Raw genomic sequence first — 23,129 nt, forward strand, 5'->3', positions numbered from 1 at the left:
GTCGGGGGAGGTTCGGGAGGGGACGGGCCGGTCAGGCACCGATGAGCTTGGCGAACTTCTCCTCGTACGCCGTCTCTTCCTCGGCGCTGAGGGAGCGGAAGGACCGCGACTTGGCCGCCATCGCCCTGTCCGGCAGGATCAGCGTGTTGGACGCCATCGACGCGTCGATCTTCGCGAGTTCACCGGCGACGCCGTCCACCGGGCAGACGTAGTTGATGTAGGCGGCGAGCCGCGCCGCGACCGGGGGCTCGTAGTAGTAGTCCATGAGCTTCTCGGCGTTGGTCTTGTGACGCGCCTTCGCGGGGATCAGCATGTTGTCGCTCGAGGTGATGTAACCGGCGGACGGGATCGAGAACTTGATCGCCGGGTTGTCGGCCTGGAGCTGGATGATGTCGCCCGCCCAGGCCACACAGGCCGCGATGTCGCCCTTGCTCAGGTCCGCGGTGTAGTCGTTGCCCGTGAAGCGGCGTATCTGCTTGGTGTCGACGCCCTTCTGCATCCGTCCGACGGCCGCGTCGAAGTCGGCGTCGGAGAACGACCCGGGGTCCTTGCCCATGTCGAGGAGCGTCATGCCGACCGAGTCACGCATCTCGGAGAGGAAGGAGACCTTGCCCTTGAGCTTCGGGTCGTCGAGGAGCTGGGTGACGGAGTCGACCTTGCGGCCGCCGGTCGCCTTCTCGTTGTAGGCGATGACGGTGGGGATGCCGGTCCACGGATAGGAGTAGGCGCGTCCCGGGTCCCAGTCGGGGGTGCGGAACTGGGCCGAGAGGTTCGCGAAGGCGTGAGGCAGGTTCGCGTGGTCGAGCTTCTGCGCCCAGCCGAGCCGGATGATGCGCGCGGCCAGCCAGTCCGTCACGATGACGAGGTCGCGGCCGGTGTCCTGGCCCGCGGCGAGCTGCGGCTTGATCTTCCCGAAGAACTCGACGTTGTCGTTGATGTCCTCGGTGTACTTGACCTCGATGCCGGTGCGTCGCGTGAAGGCGTCCAGGGTCGGGCGGCTCTTCTCGTCCTCGCCGACGTCCATGTACTCGGTCCAGTTGGAGAAGTTGATCCGCTTCTCCGCCGCCGAGTGGTCGTCGGACGCGGCGGCGTCGCCCGCGCGTGCGGCGGGCGGGATGCCGCACGCGCTCAGCGCGCCGAGGCCGCCGAGCGCGAGGGCTGCCGCCCCCGAGGCCCGCAGGAGGGAACGGCGGGTGAGGGCACCCCTGCCGTCCTGGATGCTGCGCCTCATGGCTGCCAGCTGGGGCGCGGAGAGGCGCTCGGGCTCGTACTGCTCCATACGCGTGTGCCCTTCCGGGTGGGTGGGGCCGCCGAGCGGCGGCCGCTGCTATCGGTCCCCGAAGACGGTGCGGTGCCAGTCCTTCCCGGCCACCGCGGTGTTGTCGTACATGACGTGCTTGACCTGCGTGTACTCCTCGAACGAGTACGACGACATGTCCTTGCCGAAGCCACTGGCCCGGTAACCGCCGTGCGGCATCTCGCTGATGATCGGGATGTGGTCGTTGATCCACACGCAGCCCGCCCTGAGCTCCCGGGTGGCGCGGTTGGCCCGGTACAGGCCGGTGCTCCAGGCGGAGGCGGCCAGTCCGTAGGGGGTGTCGTTGGCGAGGCGGATCCCCTCGTCGTCGGTGTCGAAGGGCAGCACCACGAGGACGGGCCCGAAGATCTCCGAGCGGACGATCTCGCTGTCCTGGGCGGCGCCCGTGACGAGGGTCGGCCGGTAGTAGGCGCCGTCGGCGAGTGCGCCGCCGGGAGCCTCGCCGCCGGTGACGACGGTCGCGTACGAGCGGGCACGGTCGACGAATCCGGCGACCCGGTCGCGGTGCCCGCGGCTGATCAGCGGTCCGAGGTCGGTCGACGGGTCGAAGGGGTCACCGAGCCGCACGGTCTCCATGAGGGCGGCGACCCTGCTGACGAACGCGTCGTGAAGGGGACGCTGCACATAGGCGCGAGTGGCGGCCGTGCAGTCCTGGCCCGAGTTGATGAGGGAAGCGGCGACCGCTCCGTGGACCGCCGCGTCCAGATCCGCGTCGTCGAACACGAGGAAGGGGGCCTTGCCGCCGAGTTCCAGGTGCAGGCGCTTGACCGTGGAGGTGGCGAGCTCGGCGACCCGCTTGCCGACGGCGGTGGATCCGGTGAAGGACGTCATCACGACGTCGGGATGGCCGACCAGGTGCTCGCCCGCGTCCTGCCCGGCGCCCGAGACGATGTTGATCACCCCGTCGGGGATGCCGGCCTCCGTGGCCGCCTGCGCGAACATCAGCGAGGTCAGCGGCGTGATCTCGGAGGGCTTCAGCACGATGGTGTTGCCCGCGGCGACGGCGGGGAGGATCTTCCAGGCCGCCATCTGGAGGGGATAGTTCCAGGGTGCGATCGAGCCGATGACCCCGAGGGCCTCGCGGCGTACGTAGGAGGTGTGGTCTGCGCTGTACTCGGCGGCCGATCTCCCTTCGAGGTGGCGGGCGGCGCCGGCGAAGAACGAGGTGTTGTCGACGGTGCCGGGGACGTCGAACTCGGTGGAGAGCTTGAGCGGCTTGCCGCACTGCAGGGATTCGGCGTACGCGAAGTCCTCCGCCTGCCCGGCGAGTACGGCGGCGAAGCGGTGCAGCGCCTCGGAACGTCCGCCCGGAGTGAGACCCGACCAGCCGGGGAAGGCCTCGCGGGCCGCGGCCACGGCGGCGTCGACGTCGTCGGTGCCCGCCAGTTCGTACCGGAGGACCGTCCGGCCCGTGGCCGGGTCCACCACGTCCTGACGGCGTCCCGATGTGCCGGGGCGCAGGCGTCCGCCGATGTACTGCGCACCCTCGGCGAAGCGGTCCTGCACCTGGAAACCGTTGCCCATGACGTTCTCCTCCGCTGCCCCCTGACCAGGAGCGGCGTAGCTTCTTGTCGAATTGAGTGCCGATCCTGACAGAGCACACCTCGACCAACAAGTGATTCCGTTGTTTCCTTTTGGTTACGCGACGGAATCTGTCGACGATGTGTCTCGTACGTACGGAAATCCCTGTACGGGCTGTCAGTGGCGGATGCCAGACTCGGCTGCCATGGGACAGGAACACATGGACGCGCTCCTGGCGCGTACGGCGCGCGGGGAGCGGGTGAAGTACCTGCCGTTCTGGGGACATCGGCCCCGCCCGGACGGCAGCCTCGGGGAGAGCTGCCTCAGCCAGTGGTGGCCCTCGCCGTTCACGGTCGACTCGGTGACCTACGCGTCGGCGGAGCACTGGATGATGGCCGGCAAGGCGCGGCTCTTCGGGGACGCGCAGGCGCAGGCCGAGGCCGTGGCCGCGCGCACTCCCGCCGCGGCGAAGAAGGTGGGCCGGCTGGTCAGGGGCTTCGACGACGAGGTGTGGACCCGTGAGCGGTTCGGCCTCGTGGTCGCGGGCAGTGTGCACAAGTTCGGTCAGGATCCGGCGCTGCGTGCGTATCTGCTGGGCACCGGTGAGCGCGTGATCGTCGAGGCCAGTCCGGTGGACCGGATATGGGGCATCGGGCTCGCCAAGGACGACCCGCGCACCGCGGATCCCGCTTCCTGGCGTGGGCTCAACCTGCTGGGGTTCGCGCTGATGGAGGCACGCGCGCTGCTGCGAGCGGAGTGACACGACGCGGGGCCGGGGACACACACGCCCCCGGCCCCGCCCGGTACCGCTCCGTGCAGGCGTCGGTCAGCGCGAGGTGCCGACCACCAGTGACGTGGCGTAGGGGTCGTAGTAGTCGTCCCCGCTGCCCGACTCGTCGTTGGCGACGGCCCAGATCAGGAATCCGAGGAAGATGGCGCTGATCACGATCGAGACCGAGCCGAGGATGATCCCGGCGAGAGCCATCCCGCCGTTGGTCGCCTCACCCCGCTTGGCGCGGCCGCGGCCGATGATGCCGAAGATCAGGGCGAGGATGCCCAGGACGATGCCGAATCCCCACATGCAGAATCCGACCACCGCGATGATGCCGAGCACCATGGCGGCGATACCGAGCCCGTTGGCGGGCGCCGGCCCCCAGGACGGCTGGCCCGCGTAGCCGGGGTATCCCGGGTAGCCGTACGACGCCGAGGGCGCGGCGGGAGCCGCCGGATATCCGTACGCGGCCGAGGGTGCGGAGGGAGCGGCGGGGTAACCGTAGGGATCGTGCTGCCCCGGACCGTTCGGCCCGACCGGAGGCGCGGGCACGGGGGGCTGCTGCGGACCGAAGCCACCGGCCTGCCCCGGTATCGGACCGGTCGCGTCGACGCCCGGCATCGAGGTGATCGTGGGCTGGTTGTGGACGGCGGGCGGGGCGGCGTCCGCGGGCTGCTTGCCGAGGTCGACCCTGTTGTCCGGCGGAGCCCACGGGTCGCGGGGCGCACCCTCGCCCCCGGGCTGCTGTGTGTTGTCTGACATGGGCCTCCCCCATCGTGGTCCAGCCATGCTACGGCCCGGCGTCCGGCGGCAGGGTCCCGCATACGATGATCGGTGCGGCCGGTCCGCCCGACCGAACACCCAGGAACACGGGAGTATCCGATGAACGATCTGCACCCCTTCATCGCGGGGCTGCCCAAGGCCGAGCTGCACGTGCACCACGTCGGGTCCGCCTCGCCCCGCATCGTGGCCGAACTGGCCGCCCACCACCCCGACTCCAAGGTCCCCACGGACCCGGAAGCCCTGTCGGACTTCTTCACCTTCACCGACTTCGGCCACTTCATCGACGTCTACCTCTCGGTGGTGGACCTGGTCCGCACCCCCGAGGACGTCCGGCTGCTCACCTTCGAGGTGGCCCGGGACATGGCGCGGCAGAACATCCGGTACGCGGAGCTGACCGTCACCCCGTTCAGCTCGACGCGTCGCGGGATCCCGGAGCAGGGCTTCATGGAGGCCATCGAGGACGCCCGCAAGGCCGCCGAGGCCGAGCTCGGGGTCGTTCTGCGCTGGTGCTTCGACATTCCGGGCGAGGCCGGGCTGGAGGCCGCCGAGGAGACGACCCGCCTCGCGCTGGACCTGCGGCCCGAGGGGCTGGTCTCCTTCGGCCTCGGCGGACCTGAGGTCGGCGTGGACCGTCCGCAGTTCAAGCCCTACTTCGACCGTGCGATCGCCGAGGGGCTCCACTCCGTCCCGCACGCCGGGGAGACCACGGGCCCGGGGACCGTCTGGGACGCGCTGACGGCCCTGCGCGCCGAGCGCATCGGCCACGGCACCAGTTCCACCCAGGACCCGAAGCTGCTGGCGCACCTCGCGGAGCACCGCATCGCCCTGGAGGTCTGCCCCACGTCGAACATCGCCACCCGGGCGGTCGCGGACCTCGACCGGCACCCGATGAAGGAGATGGTCGAGGCCGGTGTCCTCGTCACGGTCAACAGCGACGACCCGCCCATGTTCGGCACCGACCTCAACAACGAGTACGGGGTGGCGGCCCGGCTGCTCGGCCTCGACGAGCGCGGCCTGGCCGGACTGGCGAAGAACGCCGTGGAGGCCTCGTTCCTGGACCCGGCCGGCAAGCGCGCGCTGAACGCCGAGATCGACACGTACACGGCGAACTGGCTGGAGGCTCCCGGCCGGTGAGCCCTCCGGTCACAATGGCCCCATGACCACCACCGTCACCGCCGTGGCCCACCGCGGCGATCCCTACCGTGCCCGTGAGAACACGCTCCCCTCGATCCGGTCCGCCGTGGACAGGGGGGCGGACGCGGTCGAGATCGATGTCCGTGTCACCCGGGACAAGGTGCCCGTGCTGCTCCACGACTCCACGCTTCAGCGCCTGTGGGGCCACGACGTCCGCCTCGACCGGCTGGACCACCGGGAGTTGGCGGAGCGGACCGGCGGCGGGGTGCCCGCCCTGCACCAGGCGCTGTCCGCCGCGGGTGACCGCCGGGTCATGCTCGACCTGCCCGGTGCGACCGACACCTCCGTACGGGAGACCGTCGGCGTGGTACGGGAGTGCGGGGCGCAGGACCGCGTGTACTACTGCGCCGACACGCACGCGATGCTGAAGGTGCGCGCGGCCGACCCGTCCGCCGAGATCGCGCTGACCTGGACGACCCTCGCTCCGCCGCGCGCCGTACTGCTCGACGCGGTGCGGCCGCGCTGGCTGAACTACCGCTTCGGGCTGCTGAGCCGCGAGCTGGCCGACCGCGTCCACGCCGACGGGCTGCTGGTCTCCGCCTGGACGGTGGACACCCGGCGCACCATGCGCCGGCTGCTGGCCTGCGGCGTGGACTCGATCACCAGCAACCGCATCGACGCGCTCAGGGCACAGTTGGCCAACTCCCCCGCTCCTGGGGCTTCTTGATCGGTCCGGCATCATGGGCGGTCCCTGTCGTCCATGATCCCAGGAGCAGACGTGACCGATCCCGGCCCTCGCACCCCGTCCTCCCGCGTCCGTGCCGACATCGCCCACAACGCCCGGGTCTGGAACCACTGGCTGGGCGGCTCCGACAGCTACCCCGTGGACCGGGCGGTGGGCGACCGGGTCACCGGCATGTATCCGAGCATCGGTGAAGTGGCCCGGGCGGACCGGGCGTTCCTCGGCCGGGCGGTACGCCACCTGGCCGGTGACGCGGGGATCGGCCAGTTCCTGGACATCGGCACCGGGCTGCCGACCGCGGACAACACCCATGAGGTCGCCCAGCACACCGCGCCCGACGCACGTGTCGTCTACGTCGACAACGACCCGATCGTCCTGGAGCACGCACGCTCCCTGCTCACCAGTTCGCCCGAGGGCGCCACCGAGTACGTCGAGGCGGACGCGCGGGATCCCGAACTGATCCTCCGGGCGGCCGGGCGGACCCTGGACCTGGGAAGGCCGGTGGCGGTGATGATGCTGGGCATCCTCAACTTCGTCCTGGACACGGCCGAGGCCCGGGGCATCGTGACGAAGCTGATGGACGCCCTGCCGTCCGGCAGCCATCTGGTGCTCACCCACCCCACGACGGAACTGGGCGGCGAGGGCAACGAGGCCGCCATGCGCTTCTGGAACGAGAACGCCACCCCGCCGATCACCGCCCGCAGCCGGACCGAGTTCGCCTCGTTCCTCGACGGCCTGGACGTCCTGGAGCCCGGAATCGTGTCCTGCTCCCGCTGGCGGGCCGGGTCCCACGGGCTGAACCCGGAGGTCGCCCAGTTCGGCGCGGTGGGCCGGAAGCCCTGATACGGAGAGCCGGGACGGGGCGGCTCCCGGGTGCGGCCACGCCGCCGCGGAGCCGGAAGCCGCCGCACCGGCCCCGGAGCTGACGTCACGCCGTCGCGGCCGCCTCCAGGCGCCTGATCATGCGGTGGACGACGAGCAGCGGGACGATGCCGAAGACGCCGAAGGACATGTCGACGACCGTCCACCAGAAGGGGATGTCGCGGATCGGGCCGCAGATCAGGGCGAGGGGAATGATCCCGGCACAGGCGATCATGCCGAACTGGATCACCCAGATGTTGCGGACGGGGTCGCGGTAGGGACCGGAGAAGGCCACCGCGATGACGAGGTGGGCGAAGGCCAGCCAGTCGGTGCCGTAGAGGACGAAGGGGTAGGCCGCGTCCGCCTCGTCGAGGCCGGTTCGGACCCGGGTGATCCACTCCACGAGGGCCGGGAAGTGCTCGGGGGCGGGGGAGGCGGAGGACGTCAACAGGTCCTCCGCCCAGTGGAGTTCGGTGACCAGTGGGGAGGCCGTGAGGCCGCTGAGCACCAGACAGACGATGAAGACGACCAACCACACGCGTATGCGCCGCAACAGGGCTCGCTCGCTCATGCCCCGCAGCGTACGCCCATCATGAACACGTTCAAAAAGTAGGGTGCTGCCGCGCTCCGGGGCCTGCGTCCGGGTCCGGGGGCGCACCCCTCCCCCGGAACGCACGGACGGCCCCGGGCCGGAGCCCGGGGCCGTCGGTGCGGACGTCTCCGCTCAGTCCAGCGAGGTCATCACGTGCTTGATGCGGGTGTAGTCCTCGAAGCCGTACGCGGAGAGGTCCTTGCCGTAGCCGGACTTCTTGAATCCGCCGTGCGGCATCTCCGCGACGAGCGGGATGTGGGTGTTGATCCACACGCAGCCGAAGTCGAGCTTCTTGGACATCCGCATGGCACGCGAGTGGTCCTTGGTCCACACCGAGGAGGCCAGGGCGTACTCGACGCCGTTGGCGTACTCCACGGCCTGGGCCTCGTCCGTGAAGGACTGGACGGTGATGACGGGGCCGAAGACCTCGTGCTGGACGATCTCGTCGTCCTGCCGGAGACCGGAGACGACGGTCGGGGCGTAGAAGTAGCCCTTGTCGCCGACCCGGTGGCCGCCGGCCTCGACCCGCGCGTGTGCGGGGAGGCGCTCGATGAAGCCGCTGACCTGGGCCAGCTGGTTGGCGTTGTTGAGCGGGCCGTAGAGCACGTCCTCGTCGTCCGGCAGGCCGGTCTTCGTGTCGGCGGCCGCCTTGGCGAGCGCGGTGACGAACTCGTCGTGGATGGACTCGTGGACCATGACGCGGGTCGCGGCCGTGCAGTCCTGGCCGGCGTTGAAGTACCCCGCGACCGAGATCCCCTCCACGGCCTTGGCGATGTCGGTGTCCTCGAACACGACGACGGGGGCCTTGCCCCCCAGCTCCAGGTGGACCCGCTTGACGTCCTTCGCGGCGGACTCCGCGACCTGGATACCGGCCCGCACGGACCCGGTGATGGAGGCCATCGCCGGGGTCGGGTGCTCGACCATCGCGCGGCCGGTGTCACGGTCGCCGCAGATGACGTTGAAGACGCCCTTGGGCAGGATCTGTCCGATGATCTCGGCGATGAGCACGGTCGACGCCGGGGTGGTGTCGGACGGCTTGATCACGACGGTGTTGCCCGCGGCGAGCGCCGGGGCGAACTTCCACACGGCCATCATCATCGGGTAGTTCCACGGCGCGACCTGGGCGCACACACCCACGGGCTCGCGGCGGACGATGGAGGTGAGCCCCTCCATGTACTCGCCGGCCGAACGGCCCTCCAGCAGCCGGGCGGCACCCGCGAAGAACCGGATCTGGTCCACCATCGGCGGGATCTCTTCGGTCCGGGTGAGTTCCAGCGGCTTGCCGGTGTTCTCCGACTCGGCCGCGACGAGGTCCTCGGCGCGCTCCTCGAAGGCGTCAGCGATCTTGAGCAGGGCCTTCTGGCGCTCGGCGGGCGTGATGTCCCGCCAGGCGGGGAACGCGGCCTCGGCGGCGTCCATGGCGGCGTCGACGTCGGCCTGTCCCGAGAGGGGGGAGGTCGCGTAGACCTCTTCCGTCACCGGGTTGACCACGTCGATGGTCCGTCCGTCCGCGGCGTCCCGGAACTCTCCGTTGATGTAGTTGCGCAGGCGGCGCACCTCGGTGGTCACAACCACCCCTCCTGTCGGCTGTCCGATGGGTGAGACTTCCACCCTAAACCGTTCGGTGACGCTTTCGACACACCCAACCACCGTGAACTTCGGATTCAGTGATATTCGAGCACCCAGACAACGAATTTCATCGATCGAAGCTTGCCACACAGTCGAGTAGCGGTGCACAGTGGAGTCGTGGCCAGCCGTAGCGCAGACTCCAGGAACGGGAGCGGAACGTCACCATCGGTCGACGCCGTCTCCCTCGCGATCATCGAGCAGCTCCAGGAGGACGGCCGCCGGCCGTACGCCGCGATCGGCAAGGCCGTGGGCCTGTCCGAAGCGGCTGTACGCCAGCGGGTCCAGAAGTTGCTCGACCAGGGCGTGATGCAGATCGTCGCCGTCACCGACCCGCTCACCGTGGGGTTCCGGCGCCAGGCGATGGTCGGCATCAACGTCGAGGGCGACCTCGACCCCGTGGCCGAGTCGCTGTCGGCCATGGCCGAGTGCGAGTACGTGGTGATGACCGCGGGCTCCTTCGACCTGATGGTGGAGATCGTCTGCGAGGACGACGACCACCTCCTGGAGACGATCAACAAACGCATCCGGGCGATTCCCGGCGTGCGCTCCACCGAGAGCTTCGTCTACCTCAAGCTCAAGAAGCAGACCTACATGTGGGGAACCCGATAGCCGTGAGCAAGGACCTCAGCCGTACCGCGTACGACCACCTGTGGATGCACTTCACCCGCATGTCGGACTACGAGAACGCGCCCGTTCCCACCATCGTGCGTGGCGAGGGCACCTACATCTACGACGACAAGGGCAAGCGCTACCTCGACGGACTCTCGGGCCTCTTCGTGGTCAACGCCGGTCACGGGCGCCACGAGCTCGCCGAGACGGCGTACAAGCAGGCGCAGGAGCTGTCCTTCTTCCCGGTGTGGTCCTACGCCCACCCCAAGGCCGTCGAACTGGCCGAGCGGCTCGCGCACCACGCCCCCGGCGACCTCAACAAGGTCTTCTTCACCACCGGTGGCGGCGAGGCGGTCGAGACCGCCTGGAAGCTGGCCAAGCAGTACTTCAAGCTCCAGGGCAAGCCGACCAAGTACAAGGTCATCTCGCGTGCCGTGGCCTATCACGGCACCCCGCAGGGCGCCCTGTCCATCACCGGCCTGCCCGCGCTCAAGGCCCCCTTCGAGCCGCTGGTCCCCGGTGCCCACAAGGTGGCCAACACCAACATCTACCGCGCGCCGCTGTTCGGGGACGACCCGGAGGCCTTCGGCCGCTGGGCCGCCGACCAGATCGAGCAGCAGATCCTGTTCGAGGGCCCGGACACCGTCGCCGCGGTCTTCCTGGAGCCGGTGCAGAACGCCGGAGGCTGCTTCCCGCCGCCGCCCGGCTACTTCCAGCGGGTCCGCGAGATCTGTGACCGGTACGACGTGCTGCTCGTCTCCGACGAGGTCATCTGCGCGTTCGGCCGCCTCGGCACGATGTTCGCGTGCGACAAGTTCGGCTACGTACCGGACATGATCACCTGCGCCAAGGGCATGACCTCGGGCTACTCACCCATCGGCGCCTGCATCATCTCCGACCGGCTGGCGGAGCCGTTCTACCAGGGTGACAACACCTTCCTGCACGGCTACACCTTCGGCGGCCACCCGGTCTCCGCCGCGGTCGGTCTCGCCAACCTCGACATCTTCGAGCGCGAGGGCCTCAACCAGCACGTCCTGGACAACGAGAACGCGTTCCTGACGACGCTGCAGAAGCTTCACGACCTGCCCATCGTCGGCGACGTCCGTGGCAACGGCTTCTTCTACGGCATCGAGCTGGTGAAGGACAAGGCCACCAAGGAGACGTTCACCGACGAGGAGACGGAGCGGGTCCTGTACGGCTTCCTCTCGAAGGCGCTGTACGACAACGGCCTCTACTGCCGGGCCGACGACCGCGGCGACCCGGTCGTGCAGCTCGCGCCGCCGCTGATCTCCGACCGGTCGACCTTCGAGGAGATCGAGGGCATCCTGCGCGGTGTCCTGACGGAGGCCTGGACGAAGCTCTGACCGTCGCCCCCGGCTCCCGATGACCGGAACACACCGGTCAGGAAGTCATTTCATACGGTCCCCACGGCCCGGATGCACCCGTTCGAGTGAGACGCGGTGCGTCCGGGCCGTGTGCTGTCCCGACACCACGGTCCGGCTGCCTAGCGTGCCGAGTGACCGATCGGCCCTTTTCTCGTTGTATTCGTTCCCCCGTACGGGGGAATGGGACATCCGATCCGAACCGAGGTGAACGCCATGGTGGCCCCGCCCGACAACGACGTGATCTGGGCACGTTCCCTGCACCACTCCCACAACGGATCGCCGGGCCTCGCCGGTGTCTCGCTCGGTGTCCGCGACGGTGAGGTGCTCGCCGTGACCGGGCCGCGCGGGTCGGGGAAGACGACGCTGCTGCACTGCCTCTCGGGGCAGCTGGTCCCCGAGCAGGGCGAGGTCTGGTTCAACAGCGTGCCGGTGCACACCATGGGCCCCCGCCTGCGCGAGCGGCTCCGCCGGGACAGATTCGGCTGGATCGCGGCCGAGCCGCAGCTCGTACCGGAACTCAGCACCTGGGAGAACACCGCCCTGCCGCTGCTGCTGCGGGGTGTCTCGCACCGCGCGGCGAAGAAGGCCGCCACCGAGTGGCTGGAGCGCCTGGACATCGGACCGCTGGCCAGGAAGCGGCCCCACGCGCTGCTGCAGTCGCAGCGCCAGCGGATCTCCGTGGCCCGCGCCCTCGCCGCGTCCCCTTCCGTGATCTTCGCGGACGAGCCGACCGCGACACTGCACCGGGCCGAGCGCGCACAGCTGCTGCGCACCCTGACCACCGCGGCACGGTCCCACGGGATCACGGTCGTGCTCGCCACCCACGACGCGGAGGTCGCCGCACTCGCCGACCGCGTGATCGGCCTGCTGGACGGCCGCCGCGTCACCAACGTCCCCCTGCCCGCCGCGTCCGATACGGAAGGCCGCTCGGCGTGCTCGCTCTCCGTCTGACCCGCGGCTCGCACCCCCTGGTCCTGACGCGGCGGCTGCTCCTCGCCGCCGCTTCGGCCGGAGTGGGCTTCCTTCTCCTGTGCACCCTGGGGTACGCCTCGGGGCATCCGGCCGCCGCGTCGAGCTCCGTGCTGCGCCTGCTGTGGTGCGCGGTCCCGCTCGCCGCGACCGTGCAGTTCGCGGTGGCGGTGGCGCGCACGGACCCGAGCACCCGCCCGCGCCCCGGACTCTTCGCCGCCGGTCTCGGACCGGCCCGGCTCTCCCTGCTGGCCGCCATCTCGACGGCCGTGTCCACCACGCTGGGATCGGTGGTGGCGCTCCTCTTCTTCCTCCATCTGCGCGGTGACCTGACCGGGCTGCCGTTCGACGGCGACGCGGCCGAGTTCCTGGGCGCGGACGCCCCGCTGCCGCTCGCCGCCACGCTCACGCTGCTCGCGCTGGTGCCCCTGGCGGCTTCCACGGCCGGCGGACTCGCGGTGCGCTCCAGGCCCGTCGCACCGTCCGAGGCCCAGGAGGCCGAGGACGACCTCGCCCCGGCCCCGGTACCGAAGGGGCTGCCCTGGGGGGTCGCGCTCACCGCGGCCGGACTCGCGGTGGAGGCGTACGCGAGCCGTGGCACGGCGGGCGACCCGTTCCCGCTGCCGGGACGGCTGGACTCCACCCCCGGCGCGGTGCTCGCGGGCTGGATCCTCACCGCGATCGGCCTGGCCATGGCGGGGCCCGGCCTGACCCATCTGTGCGGCCGGCTGCTCCAGGCGGTGCGCCCGGGAGCCGTACGCCTGCTGGCGGGCAGGGTGTTGATGGACGAGGCGACCAGGATCGGCCGCCCGCTGGGAATCGTCTGCGCGGTGCTGTCCGGGGTGATCGCGGCCTCCGTGCTGTACACCGGCGGTCCCCGCCCCTTCGGCCCGCTCACCGCGCTGGGCGCCGTGCTCGTCCTCGGCTGCACCACGGCGACCCTGCTGACCACGGCGATCGAGGCCAGGCAGTCCCGCGCCCGTACGGCCACGACCCTGCTGCGGCTCGGCGCCCCGGCGTCCATGCTCCGCACCGCCGCCGTTCTGCGGGCACTGGTGCTGCTGGCGGTCTTCGCCCCGCTGACCTGGGCGATCGCGGAGCTCGCCGCACTTCCTCTGACGGAGTGACGACCGCCGCCGGGGTGCTCCGTAGCATGGCGGGCGTGGAAAATCCGGACGAGAACACGTACGCACCCGGCGTCGAGATCGAGACGCTCACCGCATTCGACCAGGCAGTGGCGGCCGGCACCCTCGCCGGCCACCGTGTCCAGTCCGTCGACCTGAGGGACCGGGGCGGGGCACTGCTCACGACCGACACCCGGGGGGCCGTCTTCCTCGGCTGTCCCATGGAGCCCCGCGCCGAGGCGAAGATACGCGCGGACGGGGCCTTCGTCTTCCCGCCGGTGCCCGGCCTCCCCTTCGATCCGTACCGCGGCCTGCTCTACACCCCCGACGCCCTGTACGAGGGCCTGGCGGAGGGGGGCTACGGGGCCACCCCGGACGCACGCGCGTACGACTGGTTCCAGCGGACCAGGTCGAACGGCGACGTCTTCGCCTCGATGCTGCGAGCGCTCCACGACGACGCCGTCTCCGACGCCCTGGACGAACACCTCGCCGGGGCACGGGTGGTGGGCGTGATGGGGGGTCACGCGATGGCCCGGGGCTCGGAGGAGTTCCACGGCGCGGCCCTCCTCGGCAGGGAACTGGCCCGCAGCGGTCTGACCGTGGCCACGGGCGGGGGCCCCGGCGCGATGGAGGCGGCCAACCTCGGCGCGTACGCCGCTCCGCACTCCGACGCCATGCTGCTCAAGGCCTGCGAACTCCTCGCCGCGACACCGTCGTTCGACCCGTCGGTGACCGACTGGGCGAAGGCCGCCTTCACGGTCCGGGAGCGCTGGCCCGAGGGCGGGTCCTCGGTCGCCGTCCCCACCTGGTTCTACGGCCACGAGCCGCCGAACGCCTTCGCGGACCATATCGCCAAGTACTTCGCGAACGCCCTGCGCGAGGACGGGCTGCTGGCGCGTTCGACCGCCGGTGTGATCTTCCTGCCGGGTGCCGCGGGAACCGTGCAGGAGATCTTCGACAACGCGACACCGAACTACTACGAGTCGCGGTCCGCCCCCACCCCCATGGTGCTGGTGAACCGCGCGCACTGGACGGAGAAGCTGCCCGCCTGGCCGCTGCTCAGCTCGCTCGCGGCAGGCCGGGCGATGGAGTCCCGCATCGCGCTCGTCGACACGGTGGAGGAGGCGGCCCCGGCGCTCGCCCGGCTGACGGGCTGACCCCGCCGGGGCTCAACGTGCGGCGAGCAGGGCGTCGAGGGCGTCGAAGAACGCCTCCCAGCCGTCCTCGGCCGCCGCGTACTGCTCGGGCGTGAGATTGCCGCCGCGCTGCCGGAAGACCATCTCGGTGGACTTCCGGCCGCGCTCGGCGAAGGTGACCGTGACCGTCTCGCCCTCGATGTCCGCGGGTGCGCTCCGGTCCTTCAGCGTGAAGACGAGCCGCTCGGGTGCGGTCACCTCCCGGTAGACGCCGTGGAAGGGCATGTCCGCGCCCGGCACCACGATGACCAGGCTCCACGCGCCGCCTGGCGTGACGTCCATCGACACCCGGTCGAACGGCACGTCCGCCTCTCCCCCGTACCAGGCGGCGAAGTCCTCGGGGACCGTCCAGGCTTCGAAGACCCGTTCACGCGGCGCCGCGACGACCCGGGTGATGTCGATGCCCTCACGGGCCGGCTGCGTCATGGTCCCTGCCCCTTCCGGAGGTCTCCGTCCAGGGGAGCACGCCCCCGGGAGAGCCGCCAGCCGGTGTCCGGGGCCGGCACCTCGCCCTCAGACCGCCGGGGGAAGCACCACCGTCTCCTCCGGGTCGAACGTCACGCCCACGACGGCCCCCTCCTCCGGGGTGTCCCGCAGACCGCACTCCGCCTCCAGGGCCGGACCGTCGCCGGGCCGCAGCTTGACGGTCACGTGGTGGCCGCGGAAGGTGCGTACGCCCACCGTGCAGCGCAGGCCGTCCTTCGGGCCGCTGATCCGCACCCCGCCCGGCCGCACCAGCACCTGGCACGCGCCCTGCGGCGAGCCCTCGGGCACCGCCACCTTGCCCCAGGCCGTCTCGGCGGCGGTACCGGTGACCGTGGCCTCGACCAGGTTGTCGAAGCCGAGGAAGCGGGCCACGAAGGAGGAGGCGGGCCGCTGCCAGACCTCCAGGGGGGTGCCCGCCTGGGCGATCCGTCCGTCGCGCATGACGACGACCCGGTCGGCGAGCGCGAAGGCCTCGCCCTGGTCGTGGGTGACGGCGAGCACCGTGGTGCCCAGCCGGCCGAAGAGGGTGCGCAGTTCGACGACGAGCCGTTCGCGCAGGCTCCGGTCCAGCTGGCCCAGCGGTTCGTCCAGCATCAGCAGCTTCGGACGGGGTGCCAGCGCCCGGGCGAGCGCCACCCGCTGCTGTTCACCGCCGGACAGGGCCGCGACGGCCCGTCGGCCCGCGCCCGGCAGGCCTACCAGGTCCAGGAGTTCACCGGCCCTGCGGTCCCGCTCCGCCCGGGGCACGCCGTGCGTCTTCAGCCCGAAGGCGACGTTGGCGCCGACGTCCCGGTGCGGGAACAGCTGGTGGTCCTGGAACATCAGGCCCAGTCCCCGCCGGTGCACGGGCAGGGCCGTCTGGTCGGCGCCGTCCAGGTACACCCGCCCGTCGTCCAGGGGCTGCAGCCCGGCGACGGCCCGCAGGAGCGTCGACTTGCCGCTGCCGCTGGGTCCCAGCACACAGACGATCTCGTGGTCCGCGACCTCCAGGTCCACGGCGTCCAGCGCGGTCCGCTTCCCGAACCGGACCGTGGCCGACTCCACTGCCAGCATCTCTAGAACTCCCCGGATCGGTCGGTGCGGATACGTTCGAGCAGCAGCAGCGACACCGCGCAGACGAGCATCAGGATCGTGCTGAGGGCCATCGCCTGGCCGTAGTTGAGCTCCCCGGAGCGCCCCAGCAGTCTGGCGACGGCGACCGGCAGCGTGGGGTTGTCGGGGCGTGCGATGAACACGGTGGCGCCGAACTCCCCGAGCGACACGGCGAAGGCGAACCCGGCGGCCACCAGCACCGCCCGCCGTACCAGCGGCAGGTCGACCTCGCGCCAGGCCCGCAGCGGCGAGGCTCCGAGCACCGCCGCCGCCTCCCGCAACCGGTGGTCCACCGCGCGCAGGACGGGCAGCATGGTCCGCACCACGAAGGGGACACCCACCAGGGCCTGGGCGAGCGGCACGAGGATCCAGGACGTACGCAGGTCGAGCGGCGGCTCGTCCAGGGTGATCAGGAAGCCGAAGCCGACGGTGACCGCCGACACCCCGAGCGGCAGCATCAGCAGGGCGTCGAATCCCCGCACCAGCCGGCCGGCCCGCCTGGTCAGCGCGGCGGCCGCGAGCCCGCCGATCACGAGGGCGATGAGGGTGGCGGCCAGTGCGTAGCGCAGGGAGTTGCCGATGGCGTCGACGGGCGGCACCAGGAACGTCGAGCCGTTCGCGTCCGCGGACCCCAGCGCACGGTAGAAGCCGAACCCGTACCCGCCGGAGGTGTCCAGGGAGCGTTCCACGAGGACGCCGAGCGGCAGCAGGACGAGCAGCAGCACGGTCAGCAGCACACCGCCGAGCAGCGCACGCTGCCCGGCTCCCCGGGGCGGCCGCGCGGTCTGCGCCGGATCGACGAGCTTCAGTGCCGTCTCCCGGCGCCGAACGGTCCACGCGTGGACGGCGAGAATCCCGCCGACCGCGGCGAACTGCACCAGGGTCAGCACGGCGGCCGTCGGCAGGTCGAGGAGCTGGGCGGTCTGCCGGTAGATCTCCACCTCCAGCGTGGAGTAGCCCGGGCCGCCGAGGATCTGCACGACCCCGAAGGAGGTGAAGGTGAAGAGGAAGACCATGAGCGCCGCAGCGGCGACGGCGGGGACCAGCGCGGGCAGCGTCACACGCCGCCACGCGGCGAGACGTCCGGCGCCGAGCACCCGCGCGGCCTCCTCCTGCCGGGGGTCCAGCTGGGCCCAGAGACCGCCCACCGTCCGTACGACGACCGCGTAGTTGAAGAACACGTGGGCGAGCAGGATCGCCCACACCGTGGTGTCGAGCCGGACCCCCCAGAGCTGGTCGAGGAACCCGCCGCGTCCCAGCAGCGCGAGGAACGCCGTGCCCACCACGACGGTCGGCAGGACGAAGGGCACGGTCACCACGGCCCTCAGCAGCTGCTTGCCGGGGAACTCGAGGCGGGCGAAGACATAGGCGCCCGGCAGTGCGATCAGGAGGGTGAGCGCGGTCGAGGCGAGGGCCTGCCAGGTGGTGAACCGGAGGACGTCGAGGATGTCCGGGCGGCTCAGCACCGTGCCGATCCGGCCGAACTGCCAGACGCCGTCCGCCTTCAGCCCGCGGCCGACGATCGCGGCGACCGGATAGGCGAAGAACAGCGCGAAGAACGCGACGGGCACGGCCATGAGCCCGAGCCGCGTCGCGTTCCCCCCGCGCGGGGGCCGCGCGGCTACTTCACGACGAGCGAGGACCACGACTGGACCCACTGCTCACGGTTCTTGGCGATCTTCTCCGGGGCCACGGTGGCCGGCTCGTCCACCGTCGCACCGAACTTCGTGAACAGCTCCGGCAGCTTCGCGTCCTTCGCCACCGGGTTCACGAACATGTTCAGCGGCATGTCCTCCTGGAACTGCTTGCCGATCAGGAAGTCCAGCAGCGCCTTGCCGCCCGCCTCGTTCCTCGCGCCGTCCAGCAGACCGGCGAACTCGATCTGGCGGAAGCAGGTCCCGGTGGCGACACCGGTCGGGGCCTCGGCCGGCTGCGGGTCGGCGTAGAGCACCTCGACGGGCGGGCTGGAGGCGTAGGAGACGACGAGCGGACGGTCGGCCTTGGCCTTCCTGCCGCCCGCGGATCCGGAGAACTCGTCGTTGTACGCCTGCTCCCAGCCGTCGACGACCTTGACGCCGTTGTCCTTCAGCTTCTTCCAGTAGTCCTGGTAGCCGGTCTCGCCGTGGGCGGCGACCGTGCCGAGGAGGAACCCGAGGCCGGGCGACGAGGTCGCGGCGTTCTCGGTGACGAGGAGGTTCTTGTACGCGGGCTTCAGCAGGTCGTCGAAGGTCTGCGGCGGGTCGAGCTTCTTGTCCGCGAAGTACTTCTTGTCGTAGTTGACGCAGATGTCACCGGTGTCGACGGGCGTCACCCGGTGCTGATCGGCGTCGAGCTGGACGTCGGCCGGGACGCGGTCCAGCCCCTTCGCCTCGTACGGCGTGAACAGACCGTTGTCGAGGGCACGGGAGAGCAGCGTGTTGTCGGCACCGAAGAACACGTCGCCCCGGGGCGAACCCTTGGTCAGGATCTCCTGGTTGAGCGCCGCTCCGGCGTCACCGCTCTTGAGCACCTTGACCTTGTAGCCGGTCTCCTCGGTGAACGCCTTCAGGACGGCGTCCGACGCGTTGAAGGAGTCGTGGCTGACCAGGGTGACGGTCTTCGACCCGCCCCCCGTGCCGTCGGAAGCCTCGTCGCCGGAGCCGCCGCAGCCCGCGAGCGCGGTGACACCGAGCGCGGCGGCGAGGGCGGTCGCCGCGTACGTCGTGGTGGTCCTCATGATGATCCTCCTGGAGATGACCAGGAAGAGACGCGGCCCCACCCGCTCGGCGAGCGGGCAGGGCGCAACAGCTTGAGTAAGGTCCGAACTTCCTACCCGGAATGACCCGGGCGAGGTTCAGAGGGTCTGCGGCCGACCTGTCCTCGGTGCCGCACTCTCAGCGCTGTGGCGCTCCCCTGTCGGAATGTGAAGTTGTCTCCGAGCCAGGCTACACCGGCCGGATCACGTCGCACCGGCCGGATCGTGTACGCCCGCCGGAACCGTCTCAGCGCTCGGAGGCCGCCAGCTGCCCGCAGGCCCCGTCGATCTCCTGGCCGCGGGTGTCCCGGACCGTGACCGGCACACCGTGACGCGCGATGGCCTCGACGAACGCCTTCTCGTCCTCGGGCCGCGAGGCGGTCCACTTGGAGCCCGGGGTCGGGTTCAGCGGGATGAGGTTGACGTGCACCCTCTTGCCCTTGAGCAGCCGGCCCAGCCGGTCGCCCCGCCACGCCTGGTCGTTGATGTCCCGGATCAGCGCGTACTCGATGGAGATGCGGCGGCCCGACTTCTCGGCGTACTCCCACGCGGCGTCGAGCACCTCGCGGACCTTCCAGCGGGTGTTCACAGGCACGAGGGTGTCACGCAGCTCGTCGTCCGGAGCGTGCAGGGAGACCGCGAGCCGGCACTTGAAGCCCTCGTCGGCGAAGCGCAGCATCGCCGGCACCAGGCCCACGGTGGACACGGTGATCCCACGCTGCGAGAGACCCAGGCCGTCCGGCTCCGGATCCGTCAGCCGCCGGATCGCCCCGACCACGCGCTTGTAGTTGGCCAGCGGCTCGCCCATGCCCATGAAGACGATGTTGGACAGCCGTGCCGGCCCGCCCGGGACCTCGCCGTCGCGCAGCGCCCGCATGCCGTCCACGATCTGGTGGACGATCTCGGCGGTCGACAGGTTGCGGTCGAGCCCCGCCTGCCCGGTCGCGCAGAACGGACAGTTCATGCCGCAGCCCGCCTGGGACGAGATGCACATGGTCACCCGGTCCGGGTACCGCATGAGGACGGACTCGACGAGCGTGCCGTCGTGCAGCTTCCACAGCGTCTTACGGGTGGTGTCGTCGTCGCAGCTGATGTGGCGCAGGACCGACATCAGCTCGGGGAACATCGCCTCGGCCAGCTTGTCGCGCGAGGCGGCCGGAATGTTGGTCCACTCCGCCGGATCGTGCGCGTACCGCGTGAAGTAGTGCTGCGACAGCTGCTTGGCGCGGAAGGGCTTCTCGCCGGTCGCGGCGACTGCTTCCTTGCGCTCGTCGGGCGTGAGGTCGGCGAGGTGCCGCGGCGGCCGCTTGGCTCCACGGGGCGCGACGAAAGTGAGTTCTCCGGGCTTAGGCATGGTTCCTCCAGTGTCGCAGACACGCCGTGGTACTCAGGGCCGCCCGCGAACCGGGCAGGCCACGAGAGCCCGCGGGAGCAGCAAGGACAGGCCTTTCACGGCCCGGTCACGGCCCGGGCCGTGACCGATCGCACTGACGGACCGGCTCAGGGGAGAGGGGTTCCGGAGGGTGCCCGCGGAGACAGCAGTGGGGGCCGTCGCTCCGGGCGACGGCCCCCACACACGTGAACCGGGGTCCGGCGGGTCAGCCGGACCCGACGAACAGCACCAGCAGCAGCCATACGACCGGCGCACTCGGCAGGAGCGAGTCGAGCCGGTCCATGATGCCGCCGTGGCCGGGCAGCAGCGTGCCCATGTCCTTGATCCCGAGATCCCGCTTGATCATGGACTCGCCCAGGTCCCCCAGCGTGGCGCTGGCGGCGACGGCGAGGCCGATCAGCAGGCCCTGCCACCAGGTCCCGCCGTCGATCAGGAACTCCATGCACAGGGCGCCGGCCACCATCGCGAAGCCGACCGCGCCGAACAGACCCTCACGGGTCTTCCCCGGGCTGATGCGGGGCGCCAGCTTGTGGGTGCCGAAGCGCCAGCCGACGGCGTACGCGCCGGTGTCGCTGACCACCGTCAGCAGCAGGAAGGTCAGCACGCGCCACGCGCCGTCGTCCGCGGTGAGCATCATCGCGACGAACGTCGCCAGGAACGGGACGTAGAACACCGCGAAGACACCGGCCGTGACGTCCTTGAGGTATCCCTCGGGCGGCTCGGTCATACGCCACACCAGCACCGCCAGTGCCGTGAGCGCCATGGCGACCCAGGCGCCCTCCGACTCCCGCACGTAACCGGCGACCACCATGGCCGCGCCGCCGACGGCGAGCGGCACGAGCGGGGCGTTGATGCCCTTGCGTTCCTTGAGACGGGAGGTGAGCTCCCAGAGGCCGACCACCACCGCCAGCACGACCACGCCGACGAAGACGGCCTTCACGATGAAGAGGGAGCCGACGACGAGGGCACCGAGACCGACACCGACGCCTATGGCGGCGCGGAGGTCACGCCCCGCGCGCTTCTTCTGCGGCGGGGGCGGCAGCGGGGTCGACATGGGCTCCTGCGGCTTCTCGTCACGGAACAGGGGGCCGCTGACGCGCGCGGCGTCCCCGTTCCGGTCGTCGCGGTCGTCAGCGTCTCTACCTGCGTCGGGAACGTCCGGCACGATGGGCATGGGCCGAGTCTGCTGGGCGGCGTGCACATCGTATGCAGGACCCGCCGGAGGGGCTCCCATCTCGGGGGTGCTCCGGTAACCGGCTCCCTGCGGGGCGCCCCAGGAAGAGTCGTTCATCAGACTTCGAGCAGCTCGGCTTCCTTGTGCTTGAGCAGCTCGTCCACCTGCGCGACGTACTTCGCGGTGGTGTCGTCGAGCTCCTTCTCCGCGCGGCGGACCTCGTCCTCGCCGGACTCCTTGTCCTTGACGAGCTTGTCGAGCGACTCCTTGGCCTTGCGGCGGATGGAGCGGATCGAGATCTTGGAGTCCTCGGCCTTGGTCTTGGCGACCTTGATGAACTCCTTGCGGCGGTCCTGAGTGAGCTCGGGGAACGTCACACGGATGATGTTGCCGTCGTTGCTCGGGTTGACGCCGAGGTCGGAGTCGCGGATCGCCTGCTCGATGTTGCGCAGCGCGGTCTTGTCGAACGGGGTCACCACGGCCATGCGCGGCTCGGGGACCGAGAACGAGGCCAGCTGGTTGATCGGGGTCAGCGCGCCGTAGTAGTCGGCGACGATCTTGTTGAACATCGCCGGGTGCGCACGGCCGGTACGGATCGCGGCGAAGTCCTCTTTCGCGACCACGACGGCCTTCTCCATCTTCTCCTCGGCCTCGAGGAGGATTTCTTCGATCACCACGTGCTCCTGCGTGTCTTGAGCGGACCCGGCATCGTCGGGTCCTGCGGATCCTGCGTCGCGTCCTCACCTGCACGGTGTCCGACCGGCAGGCCGTTGTCCATCTTGTGGGCCGTCAGGCCCGGGTGCTCCGGTCGCTCACCAGCGTGCCGATCTTCTCACCCTTGACCGCGCGGGCGATATTGCCCTCCGCGGTCAGCTCGAAGACGAGGATCGGGAGCTGGTTGTCACGGCAGAGGGTGATCGCGGTGGCGTCGGCGATCTTGAGGTCGCGGGCGATCACCTCGCCGTACTCCAGGGCGTCGAACTTCACCGCGCCGGGGTTGGTCCGCGGGTCGGCGTCGTAGACACCGTCCACACCGTTCTTCCCCATCAGCAGCGCCTCGGCGTCGATCTCCAGAGCGCGCTGGGCGGCCGTGGTGTCGGTGGAGAAGTACGGCATGCCCATGCCGGCGCCGAAGATGACGACGCGCCCCTTCTCCAGGTGCCGCACGGCGCGGAGCGGGATGTACGGCTCGGCGACCTGGCCCATGGTGATGGCCGTCTGGACGCGCGAGTCGATGCCCTCCTTCTCCAGGAAGTCCTGGAGTGCCAGGCAGTTCATGACCGTGCCGAGCATGCCCATGTAGTCGGACCGGGCCCGGTCCATACCGCGCTGCTGGAGCTCGGCCCCACGGAAGAAGTTGCCTCCTCCGATCACCACCGCGATCTCGGCGCCGTCACGTACGACGGCCGCGATCTCGCGGGCGATGGCGTGCACGACGTCGGGGTCGACGCCGAGGCCCCCGCCGCCGGCGAATGCCTCACCGGACAGCTTCAGCATGAAGCGTCCGGAAATCTTGCCGTCGTCGCGCTTGTCGTCGGCCTGGGTGGCGTCCGCGCCCTTGTCCATGGAAGTTCTCCTCGTGCACATACGAAGAAGGCCATTGCCGGTGGGTCTG

22 protein-coding genes are annotated in these 23,129 nt (G+C 70.6%); 9 read left to right on the forward strand and 13 right to left on the reverse strand.

The features are described 5' to 3' along the window. Positions 1 to 31: 31 nt before the first annotated feature. Positions 32 to 1,279, reverse strand: a complete 1,248-nt coding sequence (locus tag IA22_RS0127400) for a polyamine ABC transporter substrate-binding protein (RefSeq protein ID WP_030125156.1) — start codon at positions 1,277 to 1,279, stop codon at positions 32 to 34. A 48-nt stretch (positions 1,280 to 1,327) separates the two neighbouring features. Further along, positions 1,328 to 2,842, reverse strand: a complete 1,515-nt coding sequence (locus IA22_RS0127405) for a gamma-aminobutyraldehyde dehydrogenase (protein ID WP_014153775.1) — start codon at positions 2,840 to 2,842, stop codon at positions 1,328 to 1,330. A 217-nt stretch (positions 2,843 to 3,059) separates the two neighbouring features. Between IA22_RS0127405 and IA22_RS0127410 the strand changes: the two genes are divergently transcribed. Continuing rightward, positions 3,060 to 3,599: an NADAR family protein gene (locus IA22_RS0127410; RefSeq protein ID WP_014153776.1), complete on the forward strand. Its 540-nt coding sequence runs from the start codon at positions 3,060 to 3,062 to the stop codon at positions 3,597 to 3,599. A 66-nt stretch (positions 3,600 to 3,665) separates the two neighbouring features. On the opposite strand, the gene IA22_RS0127415 is transcribed toward IA22_RS0127410, so the two are convergent. After that, on the reverse strand, positions 3,666 to 4,373 hold the full coding sequence (locus tag IA22_RS0127415; RefSeq protein WP_030125158.1) for a DUF4190 domain-containing protein: 708 nt from the start codon (positions 4,371 to 4,373) through the stop codon (positions 3,666 to 3,668). Positions 4,374 to 4,493: 120 nt separating this feature from the next. On the opposite strand from IA22_RS0127415, the gene IA22_RS0127420 reads away from it, so the two are divergent. From IA22_RS0127420 to IA22_RS0127430, 3 genes are read left to right on the forward strand one after another with little or no spacing between them, the layout of a single operon-like run. Continuing rightward, a complete protein-coding gene (locus IA22_RS0127420) occupies positions 4,494 to 5,528 on the forward strand; it encodes an adenosine deaminase (RefSeq protein WP_030125159.1) in 1,035 nt (344 codons plus the stop codon). Between the two features lie 22 nt (positions 5,529 to 5,550). Continuing rightward, on the forward strand, positions 5,551 to 6,255 hold the full coding sequence (locus IA22_RS0127425; protein WP_015578941.1) for a glycerophosphodiester phosphodiesterase: 705 nt from the start codon (positions 5,551 to 5,553) through the stop codon (positions 6,253 to 6,255). 33 nt (positions 6,256 to 6,288) lie between these two features. Next, positions 6,289 to 7,113, forward strand: a complete 825-nt coding sequence (locus IA22_RS0127430; protein ID WP_190874851.1) for an SAM-dependent methyltransferase — start codon at positions 6,289 to 6,291, stop codon at positions 7,111 to 7,113. Between the two features lie 85 nt (positions 7,114 to 7,198). On the opposite strand, the gene IA22_RS0127435 is transcribed toward IA22_RS0127430, so the two are convergent. Continuing rightward, complete coding sequence (locus IA22_RS0127435) at positions 7,199 to 7,702, reverse strand: hypothetical protein (protein ID WP_030125160.1); 504 nt, start codon at positions 7,700 to 7,702, stop codon at positions 7,199 to 7,201. A gap of 153 nt (positions 7,703 to 7,855) precedes the next feature. After that, on the reverse strand, positions 7,856 to 9,292 hold the full coding sequence (locus tag IA22_RS0127440; RefSeq protein WP_014153782.1) for a gamma-aminobutyraldehyde dehydrogenase: 1,437 nt from the start codon (positions 9,290 to 9,292) through the stop codon (positions 7,856 to 7,858). A gap of 162 nt (positions 9,293 to 9,454) precedes the next feature. Here IA22_RS0127440 and IA22_RS0127445 point away from each other — a divergent pair, with 162 nt between their 5' ends. The 5 genes from IA22_RS0127445 to IA22_RS0127465 all read left to right on the forward strand — a co-directional run bounded on the left by IA22_RS0127445 (position 9,455) and on the right by IA22_RS0127465 (position 14,596). Continuing rightward, entirely contained in the window at positions 9,455 to 9,961 is a 507-nt protein-coding gene (locus tag IA22_RS0127445; RefSeq protein WP_014153783.1) for an Lrp/AsnC family transcriptional regulator, read from the forward strand. Further along, positions 9,946 to 11,325 (forward strand): aspartate aminotransferase family protein, encoded by a 1,380-nt coding sequence (locus tag IA22_RS0127450; RefSeq protein ID WP_014153784.1) that lies wholly within the window; start codon positions 9,946 to 9,948, stop codon positions 11,323 to 11,325. The genes IA22_RS0127445 and IA22_RS0127450 overlap by 16 nt, the downstream gene beginning before the upstream one ends. Positions 11,326 to 11,559: 234 nt before the next feature. After that, the gene (locus IA22_RS0127455; RefSeq protein WP_014153785.1) at positions 11,560 to 12,297 is read left to right on the forward strand and encodes an ABC transporter ATP-binding protein; all 738 of its coding nucleotides are present in this window, start codon (positions 11,560 to 11,562) and stop codon (positions 12,295 to 12,297) included. Next, positions 12,279 to 13,442 (forward strand): hypothetical protein, encoded by a 1,164-nt coding sequence (locus tag IA22_RS0127460; protein ID WP_030125161.1) that lies wholly within the window; start codon positions 12,279 to 12,281, stop codon positions 13,440 to 13,442. Before IA22_RS0127455 ends, IA22_RS0127460 begins: the two co-directional genes overlap by 19 nt. Before the next feature lie 26 nt (positions 13,443 to 13,468). Next, a complete protein-coding gene (locus tag IA22_RS0127465; RefSeq protein WP_030125162.1) occupies positions 13,469 to 14,596 on the forward strand; it encodes an LOG family protein in 1,128 nt (375 codons plus the stop codon). Positions 14,597 to 14,608: 12 nt separating this feature from the next. Here the strand turns inward: IA22_RS0127465 and IA22_RS0127470 are convergent, their stop codons facing one another. The 8 genes from IA22_RS0127470 to pyrH form a co-directional block, all read right to left on the reverse strand. Further along, entirely contained in the window at positions 14,609 to 15,061 is a 453-nt protein-coding gene (locus IA22_RS0127470) for an SRPBCC family protein (RefSeq protein WP_030125163.1), read from the reverse strand. 87 nt (positions 15,062 to 15,148) lie between these two features. After that, positions 15,149 to 16,174, reverse strand: coding sequence for an ABC transporter ATP-binding protein (locus IA22_RS0127475; RefSeq protein ID WP_030125164.1), 1,026 nt, complete (start codon positions 16,172 to 16,174; stop codon positions 15,149 to 15,151). 2 nt (positions 16,175 to 16,176) lie between these two features. Continuing rightward, entirely contained in the window at positions 16,177 to 17,790 is a 1,614-nt protein-coding gene (locus tag IA22_RS0127480; protein WP_015578931.1) for an ABC transporter permease, read from the reverse strand. A 44-nt stretch (positions 17,791 to 17,834) separates the two neighbouring features. After that, positions 17,835 to 18,929, reverse strand: coding sequence for a thiamine ABC transporter substrate-binding protein (locus tag IA22_RS0127485; protein WP_030125165.1), 1,095 nt, complete (start codon positions 18,927 to 18,929; stop codon positions 17,835 to 17,837). 265 nt (positions 18,930 to 19,194) lie between these two features. Continuing rightward, the gene (gene rlmN, locus IA22_RS0127490; RefSeq protein ID WP_014153792.1) at positions 19,195 to 20,301 is read right to left on the reverse strand and encodes a dual-specificity RNA methyltransferase RlmN; all 1,107 of its coding nucleotides are present in this window, start codon (positions 20,299 to 20,301) and stop codon (positions 19,195 to 19,197) included. Positions 20,302 to 20,545: 244 nt separating this feature from the next. Next, the gene (locus tag IA22_RS0127495) at positions 20,546 to 21,631 is read right to left on the reverse strand and encodes a phosphatidate cytidylyltransferase (protein WP_014153793.1); all 1,086 of its coding nucleotides are present in this window, start codon (positions 21,629 to 21,631) and stop codon (positions 20,546 to 20,548) included. After that, positions 21,631 to 22,188: a ribosome recycling factor gene (gene frr, locus IA22_RS0127500; RefSeq protein WP_014153794.1), complete on the reverse strand. Its 558-nt coding sequence runs from the start codon at positions 22,186 to 22,188 to the stop codon at positions 21,631 to 21,633. The genes IA22_RS0127495 and frr overlap by 1 nt, the downstream gene beginning before the upstream one ends. A 115-nt stretch (positions 22,189 to 22,303) precedes the next feature. Beyond that, on the reverse strand, positions 22,304 to 23,080 hold the full coding sequence (gene pyrH, locus IA22_RS0127510; RefSeq protein ID WP_014153795.1) for a UMP kinase: 777 nt from the start codon (positions 23,078 to 23,080) through the stop codon (positions 22,304 to 22,306). Between the last annotated feature and the right edge of the window lie 49 nt (positions 23,081 to 23,129).

The organism is Kitasatospora papulosa (genome assembly GCF_000717245.1).
Classification (GTDB): Bacteria; Actinomycetota; Actinomycetes; order Streptomycetales; family Streptomycetaceae; genus Streptomyces; species Streptomyces papulosus.

Bases quoted from the DNA above. Each gene is read 5' to 3' on its own strand.
- IA22_RS0127430 (WP_190874851.1), top strand. From the start codon at position 6,289: ATGATCCCAGGAGCAGACGTGACCGATCCCGGCCCTCGCACCCCGTCC.
- IA22_RS0127475 (WP_030125164.1), bottom strand. From the start codon at position 16,174: ATGCTGGCAGTGGAGTCGGCCACGGTCCGGTTCGGGAAGCGGACCGCG.
- IA22_RS0127480 (WP_015578931.1), bottom strand. From the start codon at position 17,790: ATGGCCGTGCCCGTCGCGTTCTTCGCGCTGTTCTTCGCCTATCCGGTC.
- IA22_RS0127405 (WP_014153775.1), bottom strand. From the start codon at position 2,842: ATGGGCAACGGTTTCCAGGTGCAGGACCGCTTCGCCGAGGGTGCGCAG.
- IA22_RS0127425 (WP_015578941.1), top strand. From the start codon at position 5,551: ATGACCACCACCGTCACCGCCGTGGCCCACCGCGGCGATCCCTACCGT.
- IA22_RS0127420 (WP_030125159.1), top strand. From the start codon at position 4,494: ATGAACGATCTGCACCCCTTCATCGCGGGGCTGCCCAAGGCCGAGCTG.
- IA22_RS0127465 (WP_030125162.1), top strand. From the start codon at position 13,469: ATGGCGGGCGTGGAAAATCCGGACGAGAACACGTACGCACCCGGCGTC.
- IA22_RS0127435 (WP_030125160.1), bottom strand. From the start codon at position 7,702: ATGAGCGAGCGAGCCCTGTTGCGGCGCATACGCGTGTGGTTGGTCGTC.
- IA22_RS0127415 (WP_030125158.1), bottom strand. From the start codon at position 4,373: ATGTCAGACAACACACAGCAGCCCGGGGGCGAGGGTGCGCCCCGCGAC.
- pyrH (WP_014153795.1), bottom strand. From the start codon at position 23,080: ATGGACAAGGGCGCGGACGCCACCCAGGCCGACGACAAGCGCGACGAC.
- IA22_RS0127455 (WP_014153785.1), top strand. From the start codon at position 11,560: ATGGTGGCCCCGCCCGACAACGACGTGATCTGGGCACGTTCCCTGCAC.
- IA22_RS0127470 (WP_030125163.1), bottom strand. From the start codon at position 15,061: ATGACGCAGCCGGCCCGTGAGGGCATCGACATCACCCGGGTCGTCGCG.
- IA22_RS0127400 (WP_030125156.1), bottom strand. From the start codon at position 1,279: ATGGAGCAGTACGAGCCCGAGCGCCTCTCCGCGCCCCAGCTGGCAGCC.
- IA22_RS0127485 (WP_030125165.1), bottom strand. From the start codon at position 18,929: ATGAGGACCACCACGACGTACGCGGCGACCGCCCTCGCCGCCGCGCTC.
- rlmN (WP_014153792.1), bottom strand. From the start codon at position 20,301: ATGCCTAAGCCCGGAGAACTCACTTTCGTCGCGCCCCGTGGAGCCAAG.
- IA22_RS0127495 (WP_014153793.1), bottom strand. From the start codon at position 21,631: ATGAACGACTCTTCCTGGGGCGCCCCGCAGGGAGCCGGTTACCGGAGC.
- IA22_RS0127410 (WP_014153776.1), top strand. From the start codon at position 3,060: ATGGACGCGCTCCTGGCGCGTACGGCGCGCGGGGAGCGGGTGAAGTAC.